Source organism: Kitasatospora sp. NPDC059817, assembly GCF_042731835.1.
In the GTDB taxonomy this organism is placed as follows: domain Bacteria; phylum Actinomycetota; class Actinomycetes; order Streptomycetales; family Streptomycetaceae; genus Kitasatospora.
The window spans coordinates 13,965-33,265 of record NZ_JBHWIR010000061.1; the positions used below are offsets into that span (position 1 = coordinate 13,965).

General features: G+C 73.4%; 17 protein-coding genes. 15 read left to right on the top strand and 2 right to left on the bottom strand.

Going from position 1 to position 19,301, the window contains the following annotated elements; all coding sequences use genetic code 11:
- Nucleotides 1-54: 54 nt before the first annotated feature.
- Entirely contained in the window at nt 55-240 is a 186-nt protein-coding gene (rpmB, locus tag ACFV61_RS15760) for a 50S ribosomal protein L28 (protein ID WP_014138233.1), read from the bottom strand.
- A 299-nt stretch (nt 241-539) separates the two neighbouring features.
- On the opposite strand from rpmB, the gene ACFV61_RS15765 reads away from it, so the two are divergent.
- The 10 genes from ACFV61_RS15765 (at nt 540) to mutM (ending at nt 10,496) form a co-directional block, all read left to right on the top strand.
- A complete protein-coding gene (locus ACFV61_RS15765; protein WP_380492103.1) occupies nt 540-2,171 on the top strand; it encodes a DAK2 domain-containing protein in 1,632 nt (543 codons plus the stop codon).
- A gap of 51 nt (nt 2,172-2,222) precedes the next feature.
- Nucleotides 2,223-4,439: an ATP-dependent DNA helicase RecG gene (gene recG / locus ACFV61_RS15770; protein ID WP_380492105.1), complete on the top strand. Its 2,217-nt coding sequence runs from the start codon at nt 2,223-2,225 to the stop codon at nt 4,437-4,439.
- A gap of 105 nt (nt 4,440-4,544) precedes the next feature.
- On the top strand, nt 4,545-5,078 hold the full coding sequence (locus ACFV61_RS15775) for a hypothetical protein (protein WP_063347699.1): 534 nt from the start codon (nt 4,545-4,547) through the stop codon (nt 5,076-5,078).
- Nucleotides 5,079-5,210: 132 nt separating this feature from the next.
- Nucleotides 5,211-5,795 (top strand): 16S rRNA (guanine(966)-N(2))-methyltransferase RsmD, encoded by a 585-nt coding sequence (gene rsmD, locus ACFV61_RS15780; protein ID WP_063347698.1) that lies wholly within the window; start codon nt 5,211-5,213, stop codon nt 5,793-5,795.
- 49 nt (nt 5,796-5,844) lie between these two features.
- Nucleotides 5,845-6,336, top strand: a complete 492-nt coding sequence (coaD, locus tag ACFV61_RS15785; protein ID WP_063347697.1) for a pantetheine-phosphate adenylyltransferase — start codon at nt 5,845-5,847, stop codon at nt 6,334-6,336.
- A 207-nt stretch (nt 6,337-6,543) separates the two neighbouring features.
- On the top strand, nt 6,544-7,761 hold the full coding sequence (locus tag ACFV61_RS15790; RefSeq protein WP_380492107.1) for a cell division initiation protein: 1,218 nt from the start codon (nt 6,544-6,546) through the stop codon (nt 7,759-7,761).
- A gap of 172 nt (nt 7,762-7,933) precedes the next feature.
- Nucleotides 7,934-8,578: a DUF177 domain-containing protein gene (locus ACFV61_RS15795; protein ID WP_063347695.1), complete on the top strand. Its 645-nt coding sequence runs from the start codon at nt 7,934-7,936 to the stop codon at nt 8,576-8,578.
- Nucleotides 8,579-8,580: 2 nt separating this feature from the next.
- The gene (gene rpmF / locus ACFV61_RS15800) at nt 8,581-8,754 is read left to right on the top strand and encodes a 50S ribosomal protein L32 (protein ID WP_030056747.1); all 174 of its coding nucleotides are present in this window, start codon (nt 8,581-8,583) and stop codon (nt 8,752-8,754) included.
- A 20-nt stretch (nt 8,755-8,774) separates the two neighbouring features.
- A complete protein-coding gene (gene rnc / locus ACFV61_RS15805) occupies nt 8,775-9,566 on the top strand; it encodes a ribonuclease III (protein WP_079135603.1) in 792 nt (263 codons plus the stop codon).
- Nucleotides 9,567-9,617: 51 nt separating this feature from the next.
- Nucleotides 9,618-10,496: a bifunctional DNA-formamidopyrimidine glycosylase/DNA-(apurinic or apyrimidinic site) lyase gene (mutM, locus tag ACFV61_RS15810; protein WP_380376625.1), complete on the top strand. Its 879-nt coding sequence runs from the start codon at nt 9,618-9,620 to the stop codon at nt 10,494-10,496.
- Between the two features lie 31 nt (nt 10,497-10,527).
- Here mutM and ACFV61_RS15815 read toward each other — a convergent pair whose 3' ends face one another.
- Nucleotides 10,528-11,448: a hypothetical protein gene (locus tag ACFV61_RS15815; protein ID WP_063347692.1), complete on the bottom strand. Its 921-nt coding sequence runs from the start codon at nt 11,446-11,448 to the stop codon at nt 10,528-10,530.
- A gap of 293 nt (nt 11,449-11,741) precedes the next feature.
- On the opposite strand from ACFV61_RS15815, the gene ACFV61_RS15820 reads away from it, so the two are divergent.
- From ACFV61_RS15820 to ftsY, 5 genes are all read left to right on the top strand, one after another.
- Entirely contained in the window at nt 11,742-13,100 is a 1,359-nt protein-coding gene (locus ACFV61_RS15820; protein ID WP_380492109.1) for a hypothetical protein, read from the top strand.
- A gap of 119 nt (nt 13,101-13,219) precedes the next feature.
- A complete protein-coding gene (locus tag ACFV61_RS15825; protein WP_063347690.1) occupies nt 13,220-13,519 on the top strand; it encodes an acylphosphatase in 300 nt (99 codons plus the stop codon).
- 402 nt (nt 13,520-13,921) lie between these two features.
- Nucleotides 13,922-14,125, top strand: a complete 204-nt coding sequence (locus tag ACFV61_RS15830; protein WP_063347689.1) for a hypothetical protein — start codon at nt 13,922-13,924, stop codon at nt 14,123-14,125.
- 190 nt (nt 14,126-14,315) lie between these two features.
- Nucleotides 14,316-17,963, top strand: a complete 3,648-nt coding sequence (gene smc / locus ACFV61_RS15835) for a chromosome segregation protein SMC (protein ID WP_380492111.1) — start codon at nt 14,316-14,318, stop codon at nt 17,961-17,963.
- 47 nt (nt 17,964-18,010) lie between these two features.
- Complete coding sequence (gene ftsY, locus ACFV61_RS15840) at nt 18,011-19,261, top strand: signal recognition particle-docking protein FtsY (protein ID WP_063347687.1); 1,251 nt, start codon at nt 18,011-18,013, stop codon at nt 19,259-19,261.
- Nucleotides 19,262-19,301 lie beyond the last annotated feature (40 nt).

Here is a 19,301-nt window from a genome sequence, read left to right on the forward strand (position 1 = left end):
GTTCATCCGAGGATGAACCGGCTTCACTGGAGGACCGGCATGCCGGTCTGCGCGTCAGCGCGAGACCTTACCGGCCTTGATGCACGAGGTGCAGACGTTGAGCCGCTTCGGCGTCCGCCCAATCACAGCGCGCACCGTCTGAATGTTGGGGTTCCAACGACGGGGGGTACGGCGGTGCGAGTGGGAGATGCTGTTGCCGAAGCCCGGCCCCTTGCCGCAGACGTCGCAGTTGGCAGCCACAGGAGTCACTCCAAGACTTCAGATCATTTACGTTCGACAACCCCGCTGGACCAGCGGAGCACTCGCGTGAACCTGACCGGACCGAGGGGTGAGCCTGGATTGTTCCAGGCAACCGGAAGAGCATACAACGCCTGTTCCGGTTCAACGAAACTACCATGTCCGGCAGGGTGATCGCTCCGGTCGCCGGTCCGGGCGACCCTCCCCGGCCCCCGATAACCTGCCGGTATCACCCCTCGCCGCGGCCTTGGCCGTGCTGCTGCCCCGCAGGCCGTCGCGGCGTCCCACCCGGAGGAGACCTGGTGCTGCACACGCTCGACGCCCCGGCGGTGCGCACCTGGTGCCAGCTCGCCCTGCGTGCGCTCGGCCAGGCCCGCGAGGAGATCGACGCGCTCAACGTCTATCCCGTCCCGGACGGCGACACCGGCACCAACCTCTACCTGACCGTCGAGTCCGCCGCCGCCGAGGTGGAGAGCCGCTTCGCCGACCCCGCCGCCGACCCGGCCCCCGGTCTGGCCGACACCGCGCGGGCGATGGCCCGCGGCGCGCTGGTCGGCGCCCGCGGCAACTCCGGGGTGATCCTCGCCCAGTGGCTGCGCGGCACCGCCGAGACGCTCGCCGAGGGCGGCGGCGCCGACCAGCTGCGGGCCGCCCTGCAACGGGCCGCCGACTCCGCCTACCAGGCCGTCGCGGAGCCCGTCGAGGGAACCCTGCTGACCGTCGCCCGGGTTGCCGCCCGGGAGGCCGTCCGGGCCGGGGACGGGCTCGCGCAGGTCGCCGACACCGCCTACCGGGCCGCCCGGGACGCGCTGCGGCATACCCCCGAACAGCTCGCCGTGCTGGCCGAGAACGGGGTCGTGGACGCCGGCGGGCGCGGCCTGGTCGCTGTGCTCGGCGCGCTCGCCGACGCCGTCGCCGGGCAGCAGCCGATGGGCCCGGTCGCACTGCGCGGGGACGTCCGGGCGGTCGAGAGCTGCGCGGTGCACCTGAGGCCGCCGGGCCCCGGCCACCCCGCGTTCGAGGTGATCTACCTGCTCGACGCGCCCGACGAGGCCCTGCCCGCGCTGCGCGAGCGGCTCGGAGCGCTCGGCGACTCCCTGGTGGTCGGCGGCGGCGACGGCCTGTGGAACGTGCACGTCCACGTGGACGACGCGGGCGCCGCCGTCGAGGCCGGGGTCGAGGCCGGGCGGCCGCACCAGATCCGGATCACGCACTTCGCCGAGGCCGCCGCCCGGGCCGGCAGCGCCGCCGAGCGCGGCGAACGCCGGGAACGGGCCCGCGCGGTGCTCTGCGTGGTGTCCGGCGGGGGGCTGGCCGAGCTGTGCGAGCAGGCCGGCGCCGTCGCCCTGCACGCCGACCCGGACCGCCCGCCGGCCAGTGCCGAACTCGCCGCCGCCGTACGCCGCTCGGCCGCCCGCGAGGTCGTCCTGCTGCTCAACGACCCCGAACTGCGCGCCGCGGCCGGGGCCGCCGCCGACCAGCTGCGCGAGGAGGGCGTGCGGATCGCCGTGCTGCCGACCCGCTCGCCGGTGCAGGGCCTGGCGGCGCTCGCGGTGCACGAGGGCGGCCGCCGCTTCGACGAGGACGTGGTCGCCATGACCTCCGCGGCCGGCGCCACCCGGTACGCCGAACTCGCCGTGGCCGAGGGGGAGTCCTGGACGATGGCCGGGGTCTGCCAGGCCGGGGACGTGCTCGGCCTGATCGACGGCGACGTCGCGGTGATCGGCACCGGGCTGGCCGAGGTCGGGGCGAGCGTGCTGGACCGGATGCTCGGCGCGGGCGGCGAACTCGTCACCCTGGTCCTCGGCGAGGGCGCCGACGAGGCGCTCGCCAACCGCCTGGTGGCGCACGCCCGGCACCGGCGGCCCGAGGTCGACGCGGTGGTCTTCCACGGCGGCCAGGAGTCCGCGCCGCTGCTCATCGGGGTGGAGTAGGGCACGCCGCGGGGCCCGGAATGTCGGCCCCGTGGTGTAGACAGGGGCCTGATGGGCGCTCTCGATGAACCACTGACCAAACTCGTCGGCGACCGCACCGCGAAGGTGCTCGCCGACAGCCTCAAGCTGCGCACGGTCGGGGACCTGCTGCACCACTATCCGCGCCGCTACGTCGAACGCGGCCAGCTCACCAGCCTGGACGAGCTGGAGATCGACGAGCACGTCACCGTGCTGGCTCGGATCGAGAAGGTCACCCTGATCCCGTTCCGCGGCCGCAAGGGCGACCGGCTGGAGGTCGTCGTCACCGACGGCCGCAGCCGGCTCTCGCTGGTCTTCTTCAACCAGGGCTGGCGGCAGAAGGAGCTCAAGTCCGGCGCCCAGGGCCTGTTCGCGGGCAAGGTCGGCGTCTTCAACCGCAGCCGCCAGCTGGTCTCGCCGGACTACCAGCTGCTCGACGAGGAGGCCGGGTCGGACGCCGCCCGGCAGTTCGCCGGCCGGCTCATCCCGGTCTACGGCGCCAGCGCGCAGATGCCCAGCTGGAAGCTGTCGATCTGCATCGAGACGGCCCTCACCAAGCACCTGGGCGACGTCGGCGAGCCGCTGCCCGCCGAACTGCGCGAGCGGCACGGGCTGATCCCGCTGCCCGAGGCGCTGGAGCTGATCCACCGCCCACGAGGCCAGGCCGACCGCGAGCTCGCCCAGAGCCGGCTGCGCTGGGACGAGGCCTTCGTCCTCCAGGTCGCCCTGGCCCAGCGCCGGGCCGCCGAGTCCGCGCTGCCCGCCGTCCCGCGCCGGGCCCGCGCGGGCGGCCTGCTGGACGCCTTCGACGCCCGGCTGCCGTTCACCCTCACCGAGGGCCAGCAGAAGGTGTCCGCCGAGATCGCCGCCGACCTCGCGAGCGAGCACCCGATGCACCGGCTGCTCCAGGGCGAGGTCGGCTCCGGCAAGACCCTGGTCGCGCTGCGCGCCATGCTCGCTGTGGTCGACGCGGACGGCCAGGCGGTGCTGCTCGCGCCCACCGAGGTGCTGGCCCAGCAGCACCACCGCTCGATCGTCGAGATGATGGGAGACCTGGCGGAGGGCGGCATGCTCGGCGGCTCCGACCTCGGCACCCGGGTGGTGCTGCTGACCGGCTCCATGGGCGTCCCGGCCCGCCGCCAGGCGCTGCTCGACATGGCCTGCGGCGACGCGGGCATCGCCATCGGCACCCACGCGCTGATCGAGGACAAGGTCCAGTTCCAGGACCTCGGCCTGGTCGTGGTCGACGAGCAGCACCGCTTCGGCGTCGAACAGCGGGACGCCCTGCGCGCCAAGGGCGAACAGCCGCCGCACCTGCTGGTGATGACCGCCACCCCGATCCCGCGCACCGTCGCGATGACCGTCTTCGGGGACTTGGAGACCTCCGTCCTCGACCAGCTGCCGGCCGGCCGCTCGCCGATCTCCACCCACGTCGTCCCCGCGCTGGAGAAGCCCAACTTCCTCACCCGGGCCTGGGAGCGCGTGCGCGAGGAGGTCGCCAAGGGCCACCAGGCGTACGTGGTCTGCCCCCGGATCGGGGACGAGGAGCCCGCCGCCGAGCCGAAGAAGAAGCGGAAGGCGGCCGAGGAGGACCTGGAGGACGTCGCCGACGCCGGTGTCGGGAGCGACGAACGGCGGCCCCCGCTCTCGGTGGTGGAGACCGCCGGGAAGCTGGTCGAGGGGCCGTTGCAGGGCCTGCGGGTGGAGATCCTGCACGGCCGGCTGGCCCCGGAGGCCAAGGACGAGGTGATGCGCCGGTTCACGGCCGGCGAGGTGGACGTGCTGGTCGCCACCACCGTCATCGAGGTCGGCGTCAACGTCCCCAACTCGACCGCGATGGTCATCATGGACGCCGACCGCTTCGGCGTCTCCCAGCTCCACCAGCTGCGCGGCCGGGTCGGCCGCGGCAGCGCCGCGGGCCTGTGCCTGCTGGTCAGCGACATGCCCGCGGGCAGCGCCGCCCGGGCCCGGCTGGACGCGGTGGCCGGCACCCTGGACGGCTTCGAGCTGTCCCGGATCGACCTCGAACAGCGCCGCGAGGGCGACGTGCTGGGCCAGGCGCAGTCCGGGGTGAAGTCCTCGCTCAAGGTGCTCTCGGTGCTGGAGGACGAGGAGGTCATCCTCACCGCCCGGACGGAGGCCACCCGGCTGGTCGCCGAGGACCGCGAGCTGGCCGCCCACCCGGAGCTGCGCACCGCGCTGGAGAGCCTGCTCGACGAGGACCGCGCGGCCTACATGGAGAAGGGCTGAGCGGCCGCCGCCGGCCCCGGAATTGTCAGACCCCCGCGAGAGAATGAAGGTGTTCAGGGCGCACCCCCAAGGTGCGTACCTGGCACGACATTTGGGGGTCCTGCCATGGCATTCCGTCATCTCAACGAGCTCCCGCTGGGCGACAAGGTCTTCCGGATCGAACTCGCCAGCGACGACGACCGCGAGGTCACCCTCACCCTGACCGGCTGGCGCGAGGGGGCGGCCGCCCAGCCGCTCGCCTCGGGCAAGCTCCGCCTGCCGGTCGAGGACGTCGCCTCGCTGCGGATCGCGCTCAACCGCGCGCTGCGGGCGCTGGCGATCGTCGCCGACGTCTCCGAGCCCATCCCCGACCGCGACGTGCTGCGCGAGCTGTACCCCGGCCACGGCGCCCCCTGGGTCCCGCAGCACGAGGAGGAGCTGGTCCGGCGCTTCCACGACGGCGAGACCATCGCCCGGATCGCCGCCCGCTTCGGCCGCACCCCCGACTCCGTCCGCACCAAGCTGCGCGAGCTCGGGCACGACCCGCGCCGCCCCGAGTTCTGCCCGCCCGACGGCTGCCTGTCCTGGTCCCGCTACGCCTCGCCGGCGCTGCTCGGCGCGGCCGCCCCGGTCCCGCCGGCGGGCTCCGAGGCGAGCTGAGAGGCGCCCCGGGGCCGGCCGGGACGGTCTCCGGGGCGAGCTGAGCCGTGACCCCGAGGCCCCACCGATCCGTCGGTGGGGCCTCGACCCGTATAGCGTGGTCGGGCAGCGACGAAAGGACCTTCCCCCACCATGACCCGCGTGATCGCCGGGCTGGCCGGCGGCCGCCGGCTGGCCGTACCGCCAGGCCGGGGCACCCGCCCGACCTCCGACAAGGCCCGTGAGGCGATGTTCTCCACCCTGGAGGCGCTGCGCGGCACCCTGCACGGGGCCCGGATGCTCGACCTGTTCGGCGGATCGGGCGCGGTCGGCCTGGAGGCGCTGTCGCGCGGCGCCGAGCACGTCCTGCTGGTCGAGGCGGACGGCCAGGCGGCCCGGGTGATCCGGGAGAACGTCCGCACGATCGGCCTGCCCGGCGTGGAGGTGAAGGCCACCAGGGCCGAGCAGGTGCTCGCGGGCCCGCCCCCGCAGACCCCGTACGACCTGGTCTTCCTCGATCCGCCGTACGCCGTGACGGACGACGAGCTGCGCGAGATGCTGATCACACTCCTGGCCGGGGGCTGGCTCGCGGAGGACGCACTCGTCACCGTGGAGCGCAGCACCCGTGGCGGCGAGTTCGGCTGGCCCGAGGGCTTCGAGGTGCTGCGCTCGCGCCGCTACGGCGAGGGCACGCTCTGGTACGGTCGCGCCGCCGCCGAGACCAGCCAGCACGAGTAGCGGGCCGAGGCCCGCAGCAGCCGTCACCCCCCGAGGGAGCACCCACGCCATGCGCCGCGCCGTCTGTCCCGGTTCGTTCGACCCGATCACCAACGGTCATCTCGACATCATCGGGCGGGCCTCGAAGCTGTACGACGTCGTGCACATCACGGTCCTGATCAACCGCAACAAGCAGGGCATGTTCAGCGTCGAGGAGCGGATCGGCCTGATCGAGGAGGTCACCGCGGACTTCGGGAACGTGGTGGTCGAGTCGTACCACGGCCTGCTGGTGGACTTCTGCCGGGAGCGCGGGATTCCCGCGATCATCAAGGGCCTGCGCGCGGTCAGCGACTTCGACTACGAGTTGCAGATGGCCCAGATGAACCACGGCCTGTCCGGGGTGGAGACGCTGTTCGTGCCGACCTCCCCGACGTACAGCTTCCTCTCCTCGACGCTGGTCAAGGAGGTCGCCTCGTACGGCGGGGACGTCTCCCACCTGCTGCCGGAGACGGTGCACCGGCGGCTGGTCGAGCGGATCGCGGAGCGCAAGGCCCAGCAGTAGCCGGGAGCGTCGGTGGCCGCGGGGCGGCCGTCCGTTTCTGCCGGTTCGTCATGACTTGTCCGCTGCCCGGTCGACCGGTTCGGCTCGGGCGTTGTGACCTCGCCGCGCGGTGGCCGTACAGTCTGTATTCCTGCCCCTGCGGTGAGGTTCACCGCGTCGGGCCTGCCTCCGCCGGACCGTCGGCGGCACACGGAAAGACGAAGCCCCGTGGACGTGCAGAACAAGGTCGACGAGATCGTCGCGGCGGTCGAGAACGCCCGCTCGATGCCGATGTCGGCCTCCTGCGTGGTGAACCGGGCCGAGCTGGTCGGCCTGCTCAACGCCCTCAAGGCGGAGCTGCCCGCCGAACTCGCCCAGGCCCAGTCGATGATGGCCGACCACGAGCAGGTGGTGGCCGGGGCCCAGGCCGAGGCCGACCGGATCATCCAGGGTGCACACGCCGAGCGCGGCTCGCTGATCTCGGACACCGAGGTGGTCCGCCGGGCCCAGGCCGAGGCCGACCGGATCCTCGCCGAGGCCCGTGGCGAGGTCGAGGCCAAGCGCGCCGAGGCCGACGACTACGTGGACAGCAAGCTCGCCAACTTCGAGGTCGTGCTGACCAAGACGCTCGGCGCCGTCGGCCGCGGCCGGACCAAGCTGCGCGGTGACTCCAGCGTCTTCGAGACCGACTTCGACGGCGAGACGGACGGCGAGGAGTTCCAGCCGCAGCGGATCACCCCCAGCCCCGAGGTCGACGAGTACGTCGATGTGAAGCTCGCCACGCTGGAGAACGTCCTCAGCGCCACCCTGGAGGCGGTCGGCAAGGGCCGCGACAAGCTGCTCGGCAAGCGGCCGATCGACGAGCTGGGCGCCTACCTGGCCGCCGCCGACGAGGCGCAGCAGGCCAAGGAGCGGGCCGAGGCGGTGGCCGCCGGCTTCGCCACGGACGGCGACGCCAACGGCGACGACATCGCCTGGTATCGCGAGGACGTCCCGCAGCAGCAGCAGACCTGGCCGGAGCAGACCCCGGCCGCGGCGGGCTGGCAGGCCCCCGGCGTCGACCAGTACGCGGCCGCCCAGCAGCAGGGCGGGCAGCAGCAGGGGCAGTACGCCGAGGTGTACGCCGGCGGCTACGACCCGGCCGGCCAGGGCGACCCGTACGGTGCCCAGTGGGGGCACCAGCAGCAGGGCGCCGCGGACGGCTACCCGCAGCAGCAGCCGGACTACGCGGCCCAGCAGCAGCACGGGGACTACGGCTATCCGCACCAGCAGCAGCCGGGTTACGGCGCGCAGCAGTACGACGCCTACACCTACCCGCAGCAGCCCGCCGCCCCGCCGGCCGTGCCGCAACAGCAACAGCAGCAGCAGCCGGGCCTGGACGAGACCAGCTTCTTCGACACCAGCATGATCGACATGACCCGGCTCCGGGAGCTGGGCGGCCGCTGAGCCGGCTCCGCTCGGGCCCGGCGCAAGCTCCTGACGGGAGCGAAGTTGGGCCTGGCGGGAGACTCCGGTAGGCTGACCACTCCGGCCTTTTCGTGTCGGACTGTCGGCTTGCCCGCGCACCGTTGGTGCGGAGGCACCGCGATCGAAGATTCCCCATGGAAGTCAGGACACCTTGAACCGCCTCGACCACCGCGACCCCCTCGTGTTCGACACGCACGAGCTGGGACGTCGCCCGGGCTCGCTGCGCAAGGTGTCCCGCACCCTGGAGGCCCCCGCGGGCCTGGGGATCATCGACGTGATCGGCGTCCCCGAGAAGAGCGAGCTCCGGCTGGAGCTCCGCCTGGAGTCCGTGGTCGAGGGCGTGCTGGTCACCGGCACCGCCGAGGCCCAGGTCGAGGGCGAGTGCGCCCGGTGCCTGGAGCCCGTCGAGGACGACCTCGACGTCGACTTCCAGGAGCTGTACTACTACCCGGAGTCCGACGAGCGTCACCGCGCCCGGACCGCCGGGGCCGAGGACCTCGACGAGGACTCGGAAGAAGATACTTACCGTCTGGAGGGCGACTTCTTCGACCTCCAGCCGGTGCTGCGTGACGCGGTGGTGCTCGCACTGCCGCTGCAGCCGGTGTGCCAGGAAGACTGCCTGGGCCTGTGCTCCGAATGCGGAGCGCGCCTGAGCGACGACCCGACGCACCACCACGACGCCGCCGACCCCCGGTGGGCGGCTCTGCAGGGACTCTCCGCCGCCCCCGGCGACGAGGGTGACGGGATCAAGAACAGCGACACCCGTGAGGGTCTCGCCGAGAACCAGGAGAAGTAGCCGTGGCTGTTCCGAAGCGGAAGATGTCGCGCAGCAACACGCGCCACCGTCGGTCCAACTGGAAGGCCGTTGTTCCGGCCCTCGTGGCGTGCGACCGCTGCCACGAGCCGAAGCTGGGTCACATCGCGTGCCCGAGCTGCGGCACGTACAACCGTCGCCAGGTCCTCTCGGTCTGATCGGCGGGGTGCACGGATCGATGTCGGACGGTAACTCCACCCGCAAGGCGTCCTCCGCCCCGAAGGGTTCCTCTTTGGGCGGTGGCAGGGCCGGTGGGCCGGCTTCGACCGAATACGACGTCCTGGAAGGGCGCCTCGGGTACACACTCGAGCGCGCCCTTCTGGTGCGTGCCCTGACCCACCGCTCGTACGCGTACGAGAACGGGGGCCTGCCCACCAACGAGCGCCTGGAGTTCCTCGGCGACTCGGTGCTGGGCCTCGTGGTGACCGACACCCTCTACCGCGTCCACCCGGACGTGCCGGAGGGCACGCTCGCCAAGCTGCGCGCCGCGGTGGTGAACTCCCGCGCGCTCGCGGACGTCGGCCGGGGCCTGGAACTCGGCACGTTCATCCGGCTCGGCAAGGGCGAGGAGGGCACCGGCGGCCGCGACAAGTCGTCGATCCTCGCCGACACGGTCGAGGCCGTGATCGGAGCCGTCTACCTGGACCAGGGTCTGGACGCGGCCACCGAGTTCGTCCACCGGCTGTTCGACCCGCTGATCGAGGAGTCCTCCCAGCTGGGCGCAGGCCTGGACTGGAAGACCAGCCTCCAGGAGCTCACCGCCTCGGTGGGCATCGGGGTGCCCGAGTACGTGGTCATGGAGTCCGGTCCGGACCACGAGAAGACCTTCACCGCGGCGGCCCGGGTGGCCGGCGAGGACTTCGGCAGCGGCGTCGGCCGTTCGAAGAAGGAGGCCGAGCAGAAGGCCGCCGAGAGCGCCTGGCGGGCGATCAAGGAGAAGTACGCCGACCGGCTGCCCGCCGGGGCGTGAGGGAGCAGTAGCCTTCCTCCTGCTGATCCCTTCCGCAGGAGGCCTGTTCCCGTGCCCGAACTTCCCGAGGTCGAGGTCGTCCGCCGCGGTCTGGCGAACTGGGTCGCCGGGCGGACCGTCGCCGACGTCCAGGTGCTGCACCCGCGCGCGGTGCGCCGCCAGCCCGCCGGCGCCGCCGACTTCACCGCCCGGCTGACCGGCACCACCCTCGGCACCGCGCAGCGGCGCGGCAAGTACCTGTGGGTGCCGCTGGCGGGGTCCGGCGCGGGCTTCTCGCTGATCGGCCACCTCGGCATGAGCGGCCAACTCCTCGTCCAGGACCCGTCCGTACCCGACGAGACGCACCTGCGGGTGCGGCTGCGGTTCGCCGACGGCGGGCGCGAACTGCGCTTCGTCGACCAGCGGACCTTCGGCGCCCTCGCGGTCGAGGAGGCCGAGGACGGCGACCCGGAGGGCACGCCGCTCTCCATCGCGCACATCGCCCGCGACCCGCTCGACCCGCGCTTCGACGACGCCGCCTTCGCGGCCGCGCTGCGGGCCAAGCGCACCACCGTGAAGCGGGCGCTGCTCGACCAGACGCTGATCAGCGGGGTCGGCAACATCTACGCCGACGAGGCGCTCTGGCGCTCCCGGCTGCACTACGACCGCCCGACCGCGACGCTCACCCGCCCGCAGGCCGCCGAACTGCTGGCGAACGCCCGCGAGGTGATGACGGCGGCGCTCGCCGTCGGCGGCACCAGCTTCGACAGCCTGTACGTCAACGTGAACGGCGAGAGCGGCTACTTCTCCCGCGACCTCGACGCGTACGGCCGCGAGCACGAGCCCTGCCGCCGCTGCGGCACCCCGATCCGGCGGGCCGCCTGGATGAACCGCTCCAGCTACTTCTGCCCCCGCTGCCAGCGGGTGCCGCGGGTCCGCAGCGGGGGCTGACAGCAGGGGCAGGGAGCGGGGGCCGGGGAGCTCAGTGCTTGGCGAGTTCCGGCTGGTCGGCCGCCGCCTCGCCGGGGGAGCCGTGGGTGTCCTGGCCGAAGTAGGCGACCCCGACCGCGGACACCACCGCGAGCAGGAAGCCGACCACGCCGAGCCAGCCCAGGCCGGACTTGGAGGAGTCGCCGAGCCAGAGCACGCCGATCGCGCCGGGCAGCACCGTCTCTCCGACCACCAGCGCTGCCGTCGCGCCGTTCACCGAGCCGATCTGCAGCGCCACGGTGTGCACGTACATGCCGCCGATGCCGCCGACCAGGATCGCGTACAGCGCCGGGTCGGAGAGCAGCTTGGCGAGGTCGAACGGGTCGATGCCGTTCAGGATGCGCACGCCGACGCCCAGCGCGCCGAAGCCCAGGCCGGAGAGCAGACCGGCGACGATCGCGCCCTTGGAGCCCATCCGCCGCACCAGCAGGCCGCCGCCGACCAGCAGCACGGTGGTGACCAGCAGCAGGCCCCAGTGGAAGGCCATCGACGCGTGGTGGCCGCCCTCCGGGCCGGCCGAGACGGCCAGCAGCACCAGCGCCGAGCAGAGCACGCCGATCGAGGCCCACTCCAGCTGCTTGAGCCGGATGCCGAGCAGCTTGATGCTCAGCACCGCGGTGATCACCAGGTTGGCGCTGATGATGGTCTGCGAGAGGAACAGCGGCAGCAGCCGCGCGGCCAGCGCGCCCAGCCCGAAGCCGATCAGGTCGAGCACCGTGCCGACGATGAACTCCCAGGTGACGGCAGCCTTCGCGGTGGAGGACAGGCTCGGCCCGCCGTGCTCGGTGGTGGCGCCGGAGGCGCCCTTGGCGGCCTCCTCGCGCGCGGAGCGGCGGGATCCGACGGCCTGGAGGACTGAGCCGGTGCCGTAGCAGGCGGATGCCGCCACGGCGGTGACGAGGCCGATGATCACCGGGTGCTCCGATCGGGAGATGGGTCAAGAACAGGTAATGGGACCAGTGGTCCGGGACCACTATGCCCGTCCGCGCGGTACGGTCGGCGCACCGCCCGGAACACCCTGGGCCCGCCGGGACGTACGTCCGGGCGCCGGCCGCGGTTCCCGCGCACCGCCCGCGTCAGGGGCGAGTGGGGGAAACATCATCCCCGAGGAGGGGTGCGGCCCCGGCGGTCGGCGGGGAATCTTGTCACTACCAGTATGCGAAGGGTATGCCGTGCCTTGACGCCCGTCAGGGTAGCGTCGAGGGCATGAGAACCCTTGCACGACGTTCCCGGGGCGCCGGGCCGCTTGCCCTGGTGGCGGCGCTGCTGGGGCTGCTGCTCCTGCTCGCACCGACGGCCTCGGCCGCGGGCGGGCTGGACGACGCGGCCTCCACCTTGAAGCAGGGTCGGGTCTACGTCGACCCGGCGATGACCAGCCGATTCAGCCAGAGCCAGGCCGACGCCCTGACCGAGAAGATCAAGAAGGCCGACAAGCCGATCTTCGTCGCGGTCGTCCCGGCCAGCGCCCCCTACGGCGAGCGGACCGTCTTCAACGACCTGCGCACCAAGGTCGGCATCGACGGTGCCTACGCGGTCTGGCGCGGTGACCAGTTCGCGGCCAAGGCCGACCGCGGCGCGATGTCGCAGGGCAGCGCCGAGCGGATCGCCGGCGCCGCCTTCCGCTCCCACAACGGCGACATCGACGCCACCCTGAACGAGTTCGTCGACAGCGCCGCCCCGCAGGCCAAGGGCACCGGGGTGAACCACAGCACCTCGATCGCCTGGGTGGTCATCCCGGTCGTGCTGCTCGCGCTGGCCGGCGCCGGCGTCTTCCTCCTCTTCCGCCGCGCCAAGGCGCGCAAGGAGGAGCAGGCCCGGGCCGAGCTGGAGCAGCTGCGCCGGGTGGTCGACGAGGACATCACCGCCTTCGGCGAGGAACTGGACCGGCTCGACTTCAACCCGGCCGCGACCGACGCCGACGACACCCAGCGCACCGACTACACCCACGCCCTGGACTCGTACGAGAAGGCCAAGCGGCTGATGGACGAGGCCAAGCGGCCGGACGACGTCAAGCCGGTCACCGAGGCGCTGGAGGACGGCCGGTTCGCGCTGGCCACCCTGGCCGCCCGGCGGGAGAAGCGCCCGGTGCCCGAGCGCCGTCCCCCGTGCTTCTTCGACCCGCGCCACGGCCCGTCGGTCAAGGACGTCGACTGGGCCCCGGCCGACGGCGCCGCCCGCACCGTCCCGGTCTGCCGGTCCGACGCGGACCGGCTGGCCGCCGGCCTCGACCCGGCCATCCGCACCGTCGAGACCGAGCACGGCCCGCAGCCGTACTGGAACGCCGGCCCGGCCTACGCCCCCTGGGCGGGCGGCTACTTCGGCGGATTCGGCGGCGGCCTGCTGCCGGGCCTGCTGGTCGGCACCATGCTCGGCTCGATGATCAGCAGCCCGGCCTACGCCGCGGCGCCGATGATGGACCAGGGCTACCAGGACCAGCACGAGGGCGGCGACTTCACCGGCGCCGACTTCAACTCCTCCGACTTCAGCGGTGGCTTCGGCGACGGCGGCGGCTTCGGTGGCGGGGACTTCGGTGGCGGCGGCGACTTCGGCGGCGGCGACTGGTGACCCGCTGAGCCCCACCGCGACACCCCTGCGGCCCCGCCGGACTTCCTCCGGCGGGGCCGCTCCGCGTGGTCGACGGCCCCGTGGAGCTGTGACCGCCGGACACGCCTTAGGCTCGGGGCATGCACGGTCGCGACGCCCACAGTGAGGAACCGGTCCGGGTGACCGCCTGGGTCCGGGGGAAGGTCCAGCAGGTCGGGTTCCGCTGGTGGACCAGGGCACGGGCGCTGGAGACCGGCCTGACCGGCTACGCGAGCAACCTCGGGGACGGCCGGGTGCAGGTGGTCGCCGAGGGACTGGCCGCCGACTGCGAACTGCTGCTGGACCTGCTGCGCGGCCCGGGAACCCCGGGCGAGGTCAGCGGCGTCACCGAGATCTGGACGGCCGTGGGCCCCGGCTACGAGGGCTTCGAGATCCGCTGAGCCCGGCCACACCCGCGCGGGCCGGAACTGATCCGCAACTGCCGGTGTCATGCGGTTGCCATTCGGGCAGACTCGTGGTTGACTCCGCATCGAACGATGATCCACGAGCAGCTGGTGGACCCGGCCCGAGGCCCCCAGGCGTGACGACACCGCCAGGCAGGTGACAGGGTCGCGGTAGCGTGCGGTGATCGTGTTGACCCTTTCCGTCTTTGGTGAGACGCTGGAAACCCGCGCACACGACCGCGTTTTCCCGGCAGGCGTCTGCCCTCGTGAGCCCAGCTCACGATGGTTGTGCCGTAAGTGCCCAGCCAGCACTACCGGTGACGCGCCGCGCGTGCGTCCCCCTTCCCCCTAGACCTGTACCGTTCCGGTTCGGTCACTCAGCGTGGAGGACCATTCATCATGGCAAAGGCGCTTCTCGGGTACGTCGGCGGCCCCGACCCGCGAATGCTCTCCGAGATGCGACGGCTTCAGCAGCGCGTCCAGGACCTTGAATCCGAGCTCCTTCGGATGCAGGCCGAGAACGACGCGCTCGCCGCTGTCGCTGACGGGCACTCGCTGCTCAACAGCATCGATCTGGATCAGCGGGAGCCGGCTCTCACCTGAGTCCCGCCCGGTCCTCGCAGATCGACGCCGCTGTGCACTGAGCCGCTCCGAAAGGGACGCAGCTTGCAAGGGACGCCCGGTTGTGGCGTCCCTTCGTCGTGTCCGGGCCCGGGACGCACGGCCCGCCGGGGATACAGTCGCCGTTGACGACAGGCCCCGGGCCCTGGCGAGCGACGAGGAGACCGGCCGCGTGCACCTGAAGAGTCTGACGCTGCGCGGGTTCAAGTCCTTCGCCTCCAGCACCACCCTGCGCTTCGAGCCCGGCATCACCTGCGTGGTCGGCCCGAACGGCTCCGGCAAGTCGAACGTCGTCGACGCGCTGTCCTGGGTGATGGGGGAGCAGGGCGCCAAGTCGCTGCGCGGCGGCAAGATGGAGGACGTCATCTTCGCCGGGACCAGCGGGCGCGCCCCGCTCGGCCGGGCCGAGGTCAGCCTCACCATCGACAACGCCGACGGCGCCCTGCCGATCGACTACTCCGAGGTGACCATCACCCGGACCATGTTCCGCAACGGCGGCAGCGAGTACGCGCTCAACGGCGAGACCTGCCGCCTGCTGGACATCCAGGAGCTCCTCTCCGACTCCGGCATCGGCCGCGAGATGCACGTCATCGTCGGCCAGGGCCAGCTGGACTCCGTCCTGCACGCCGACCCGATGGGCCGCCGCGCCTTCATCGAGGAGGCGGCCGGCGTCCTCAAGCACCGCAAGCGCAAGGAGAAGGCGCTGCGGAAACTGGACGCGATGCAGGTCAACCTCAACCGCGTCCAGGACCTGGTGGCCGAACTGCGCCGCCAGCTCGGACCGCTCGGCCGGCAGGCCAGGATCGCCCGCCGCGCCGCCGGCATCCAGGCCGACCTGCGCGACGCCCGGCTGCGGCTGCTCGCCGACGACCTGCTGGCCCTCCGGCAGGCCGTCGAGGCCGAGATCGCCGACGAGCTGGCACTGCGGCTGCGCCGCACCACCGTCGAGCAGGAACTGGCCGGTGTCGTCCAGCGCGAGGCCGTGCTGGAGGCGCAGGTCCAGCAACTCGGCCCGAGCCTGGAGGCCGCCCGGCAGACCTGGTACCGGCTCTCCGCCCTAGCCGAGCGCACCCGCGGCACCATCGGACTGGCCGAGGCCCGCGCCCGGCACGCCGCCGCGGGCGGGCAGGCCGAGGAGCGGCGCGGCCGCGATCCCGAGGAACTGGAACGGGAGGCCGCGCGGGTCCGCGAGGACGAGGCCGCGCTGGCCGAGGCGCTGGAGGAGGCGCAGTACGCGCTGGCCGAGGCGGTCGAACGCAGGAGCGAACTGGAGCGCGGGCTGGCCACCGAGGAGCGTCGCCTGCGGGACACCGCCCGGGCCATCGCGGACCGCCGGGAGGGCCTGGCCCGGTTGCAGGGGCAGGCCGCCGCCGCCCGCTCCAAGGCGGTCTCCGCCGAAGCGGAGATCGGCCGGCTGACCGAGGCCGGCGGCGAGGCGCTGCTGCGGGCCGAGGCCGCCCAGGCCGAGTACGAGGAGCTCCAGCGGCAGGTCGGCGGCCCCACCGGGGACGACGAGCAGGCCGAGGCCGCCCACCAGGAAGCCCGGGAGCGGCTCGCCGCCGTCGAACGCGACCTCGCCGCCGCCCGGGAGGCGGCCGGCGCCGCCGAGCGCGAACGGGCCGGGCTCACCGCGCGGCACGAGGCGCTCTCCCTCGGACTGCGCCGCAAGGACGGCACCGGCGCCCTGCTCGACGCGGGGGAGCGGCTGAGCGGACTGCGCGGCCCCGCGGCCGCGCTGCTGCGGATCGCCCCCGGGTACGAGGTGCCGGTGGCGGCGGCGCTCGGCGCGGCCGCCGACGCGGTCGCCGTCGACTCGCCCGGCACCGCCGCCGAGGCGCTGCGGCTGCTGCGCGCCGAGGACGCCGGCCGGGCCGCGCTGCTGATCGAGGGTGCCGGCCGGGCCGCGCTGCCGATCGCGGGTGCCGGTGAACCGCTCGCCGGCGTCGGGGAGTTGCCGGACGGAGCCTGCTGGGCCGCCGAACTCGTCGACGGGCCGGCCGGGTTGGTCGGCGCCGCGCGGGGCCTGCTGGCCCGGGTGGCGGTCGTCGACACCCTCGACGAGGCGCTGCGGCTGGTCGCCGACCACCCCGGGCTGACCGCCGTCACCGCCGCCGGGGACCGGCTCGGCGCCGACTTCGCGCAGGGCGGATCCGACGGTGTGCCGAGCCTGCTGGAGATCCGGGCGGCGGTCGAGGAGGCCGCCCGGGAGATCGCCGAACTCACCCTCCGTTGCGCCGAGTCGGCCGTACACCTGGCCGAACTCGCCGAACAGCGACGGGAGTCGGCCGCCTTCGTGGAGCAACTCGCCGAGCAGCGGCGGCAGCAGGAGAAGGAGCGCGCCCAGGCCGCGGGCGCGCTCGGCCGCCTCGGCGGGCAGGCCAGGGCCGCCGCCGGCGAGGCCGAGCGGCTGTCCGCCGCCGCCGCGCGGGCCGACCAGGGCCTGGCGGAACTCCTCGCCACCGCAGAGGAGTTGGCCGAACGCCTGGCCGCGGCCGAGGACTCGGAGGACGCCGGGGAGGACGAGCCGGACACCGCCGAGCAGCAGCGGCTGGCCGAGGCCGCCACCGGCTCCCGGCAGGCCGAGCTGGAGGCCAGGCTCGCGGTGCGCACCCACGAGGAGCGGGTCCGCGCGCTCGCCGGCCGGGCGGACCAGCTGGACCGGGCCGCCCGCGCCGAGCGCGAGACGCGCGCCCGGGCCGCCGAGCGCCGCCGACGCGCCGAGCACGACGCCGGGGTGGCGAACGCCGTCGCGGCGGGCGCCCGGCAGCTGCTGGCCTGCCTGGAGGTGTCGCTGTCCCGCGCGGACGCCGGGCGGGCGGCGGTCGAGCAGGCGCGCGTCGAACGCGAGACCGAACTGCGGGCGCACCGCGAGCACGGCCGCGGCCTCAAGGAGGAACTGGACAAACTGGTCGACGCCGGCCACCGGGACGAGGTGCTGCGGGCCGAGAAGCGGCTGCGGATCGAGCAGTTGGAGGCCCGGGCGCTGGAGGAGTTCGGCATCGACGGCGGCGAACTGCTCGCCGCCTACGGGCCGGACCAGCCCGTCCCGCCGTCGACCCCGGAAGAGGGAGGGGAACCGGGCGAGCCGCGCCCGTACGACCGGGCCGAGCAGGAGAAGCGGCTCAGGGCGGCCGAGAAGGCGTACCAGCAACTGGGCAAGGTCAACCCGCTGGCGCTGGAGGAGTTCGCGGCGCTGGAGGAGCGCCACCAGTTCCTCGGGGAACAACTGGACGACCTCAAGCGCAGCCGGCGCGACCTGTTGGACATCGTCCGGGAGGTGGACGAGCGGGTCGAGCAGCTGTTCGCCTCCGCGTACCACGACACCGCCGCCCAGTTCGAGGGCGTTTTCGCCCGGCTGTTCCCCGGCGGCGAGGGGCGGCTGGTGCTGACCGACCCCGACCACATGCTCACCACCGGCGTCGAGGTGGAGGCCCGCCCGCCGGGCAAGAAGGTCAAGCGGCTGTCGCTGCTGTCCGGCGGCGAGCGCTCGCTGACCGCGGTGGCACTGCTGGTGGCGATCTTCAAGGCCAGGCCCAGCCCGTTCTACGTGATGGACGAGGTGGAGGCGGCGCTCGACGAGACCAACCTGCGCCGGCTGGTCGGGATCATGGAGGAGCTGCGGGAGAGCTCCCAGCTGATCGTGATCACCCACCAGAAGCTGACCATGGAGTCCGCGGACGCCCTCTACGGCGTGACCATGAAGGGCGACGGCATCTCACAGGTGATCAGCCAGCGGCTGCGCGTGGGGGCATCTCCCGGCCGCCGGTCCGGGGGAGGACGCCGGGAGCGGCCGGAGGCCGTCCGTACCGCATCGGCGTAGGGCGGCTGCGGTCCATCCGGGCTCCGGTCGCGGATACTGGAGCAGTTATGGAATACGTGATCCTTGCCGTAGTCATCGCCGTGGTCGCCATCGGCGCGATCGCCGGCCTCGTCGTTTCCGGCAGACGACGCCAGCAACTGCCCCCGAAGTCGCAGTCGCCGGTCATCACGGCGCCGCCGACCACCCCGCAGGAGCCCCAGGTCGGCGAGGAGGCCGCGCCGCCGACCGAGGAGCCCCGCCGCACCGTCGAGGAGGTGCAGCTCCCCGAGACCGAGGCTCCGACCGAAGCCTCGACCGGAGCCCCGGCCACGGCCCCGACCGAGGTCGAGGTCGAGGCCGCCGAGGCCGAGACGGCACCCGCCGTCGAGGTCCCCGAGCCCACCGCGGGCCGGCTGGTCCGGCTGCGCTCCCGGCTCTCCCGCTCGCAGAACTCGCTCGGCAAGGGCCTGCTCTCGCTGCTCTCCCGCGAGCACCTGGACGAGGACACCTGGGAGGAGATCGAGGAGACCCTGCTGACCGCCGACGTCGGCGTGGCCCCCACCCAGGAGCTGGTCGAGCGGCTGCGCACCCGGGTGAAGGTGCTCGGCACCCGGACGCCCGACGAACTGCGCGCCCTGCTGCGCGAGGAGCTCGTCGAGCTGATCGGCAAGGACGCCGACCGCACCGTCCGCTCCACCAAGCACGCGGAGGGGCCGGCCGTGGTCCTGGTGGTCGGCGTCAACGGCGTCGGCAAGACCACCACCACCGGCAAGCTCGCCCGCGTCCTGGTCGCCGACGGCCGCAAGGTGGTGCTCGGCGCCGCCGACACCTTCCGGGCCGCCGCCGCCGACCAGCTGCAGACCTGGGGCGAGCGGGTCGGTGCGCGCACCGTGCGCGGACCGGAGGGCGGTGACCCGGCCTCGATCGCGTTCGACGCGGTCAAGGAGGGCATCGCCGAGGGCGCCGACACCGTGCTGGTGGACACCGCCGGCCGACTGCACACCAAGACCGGCCTGATGGACGAGCTGGGCAAGGTCAAGCGGGTCGTCGAGAAGCACGGCCCGGTGGACGAGGTGCTGCTGGTGCTGGACGCCACCACCGGCCAGAACGGCCTGATCCAGGCCCGGGTGTTCGCCGAGGTGGTCGACATCACCGGCATCGTGCTGACCAAGCTGGACGGCACCGCCAAGGGCGGCATCGTGGTCGCGGTCCAGCGCGACCTGGGCGTGCCGGTCAAGCTGGTCGGCCTGGGCGAGGGTGCGGACGACCTGGCGCCGTTCGAGCCGGGCGCGTTCGTGGACGCGCTGATCGGGGACTGAGGCCCCGTACGCACGAAGGGTCCGCTCCGCGAGGGGCGGG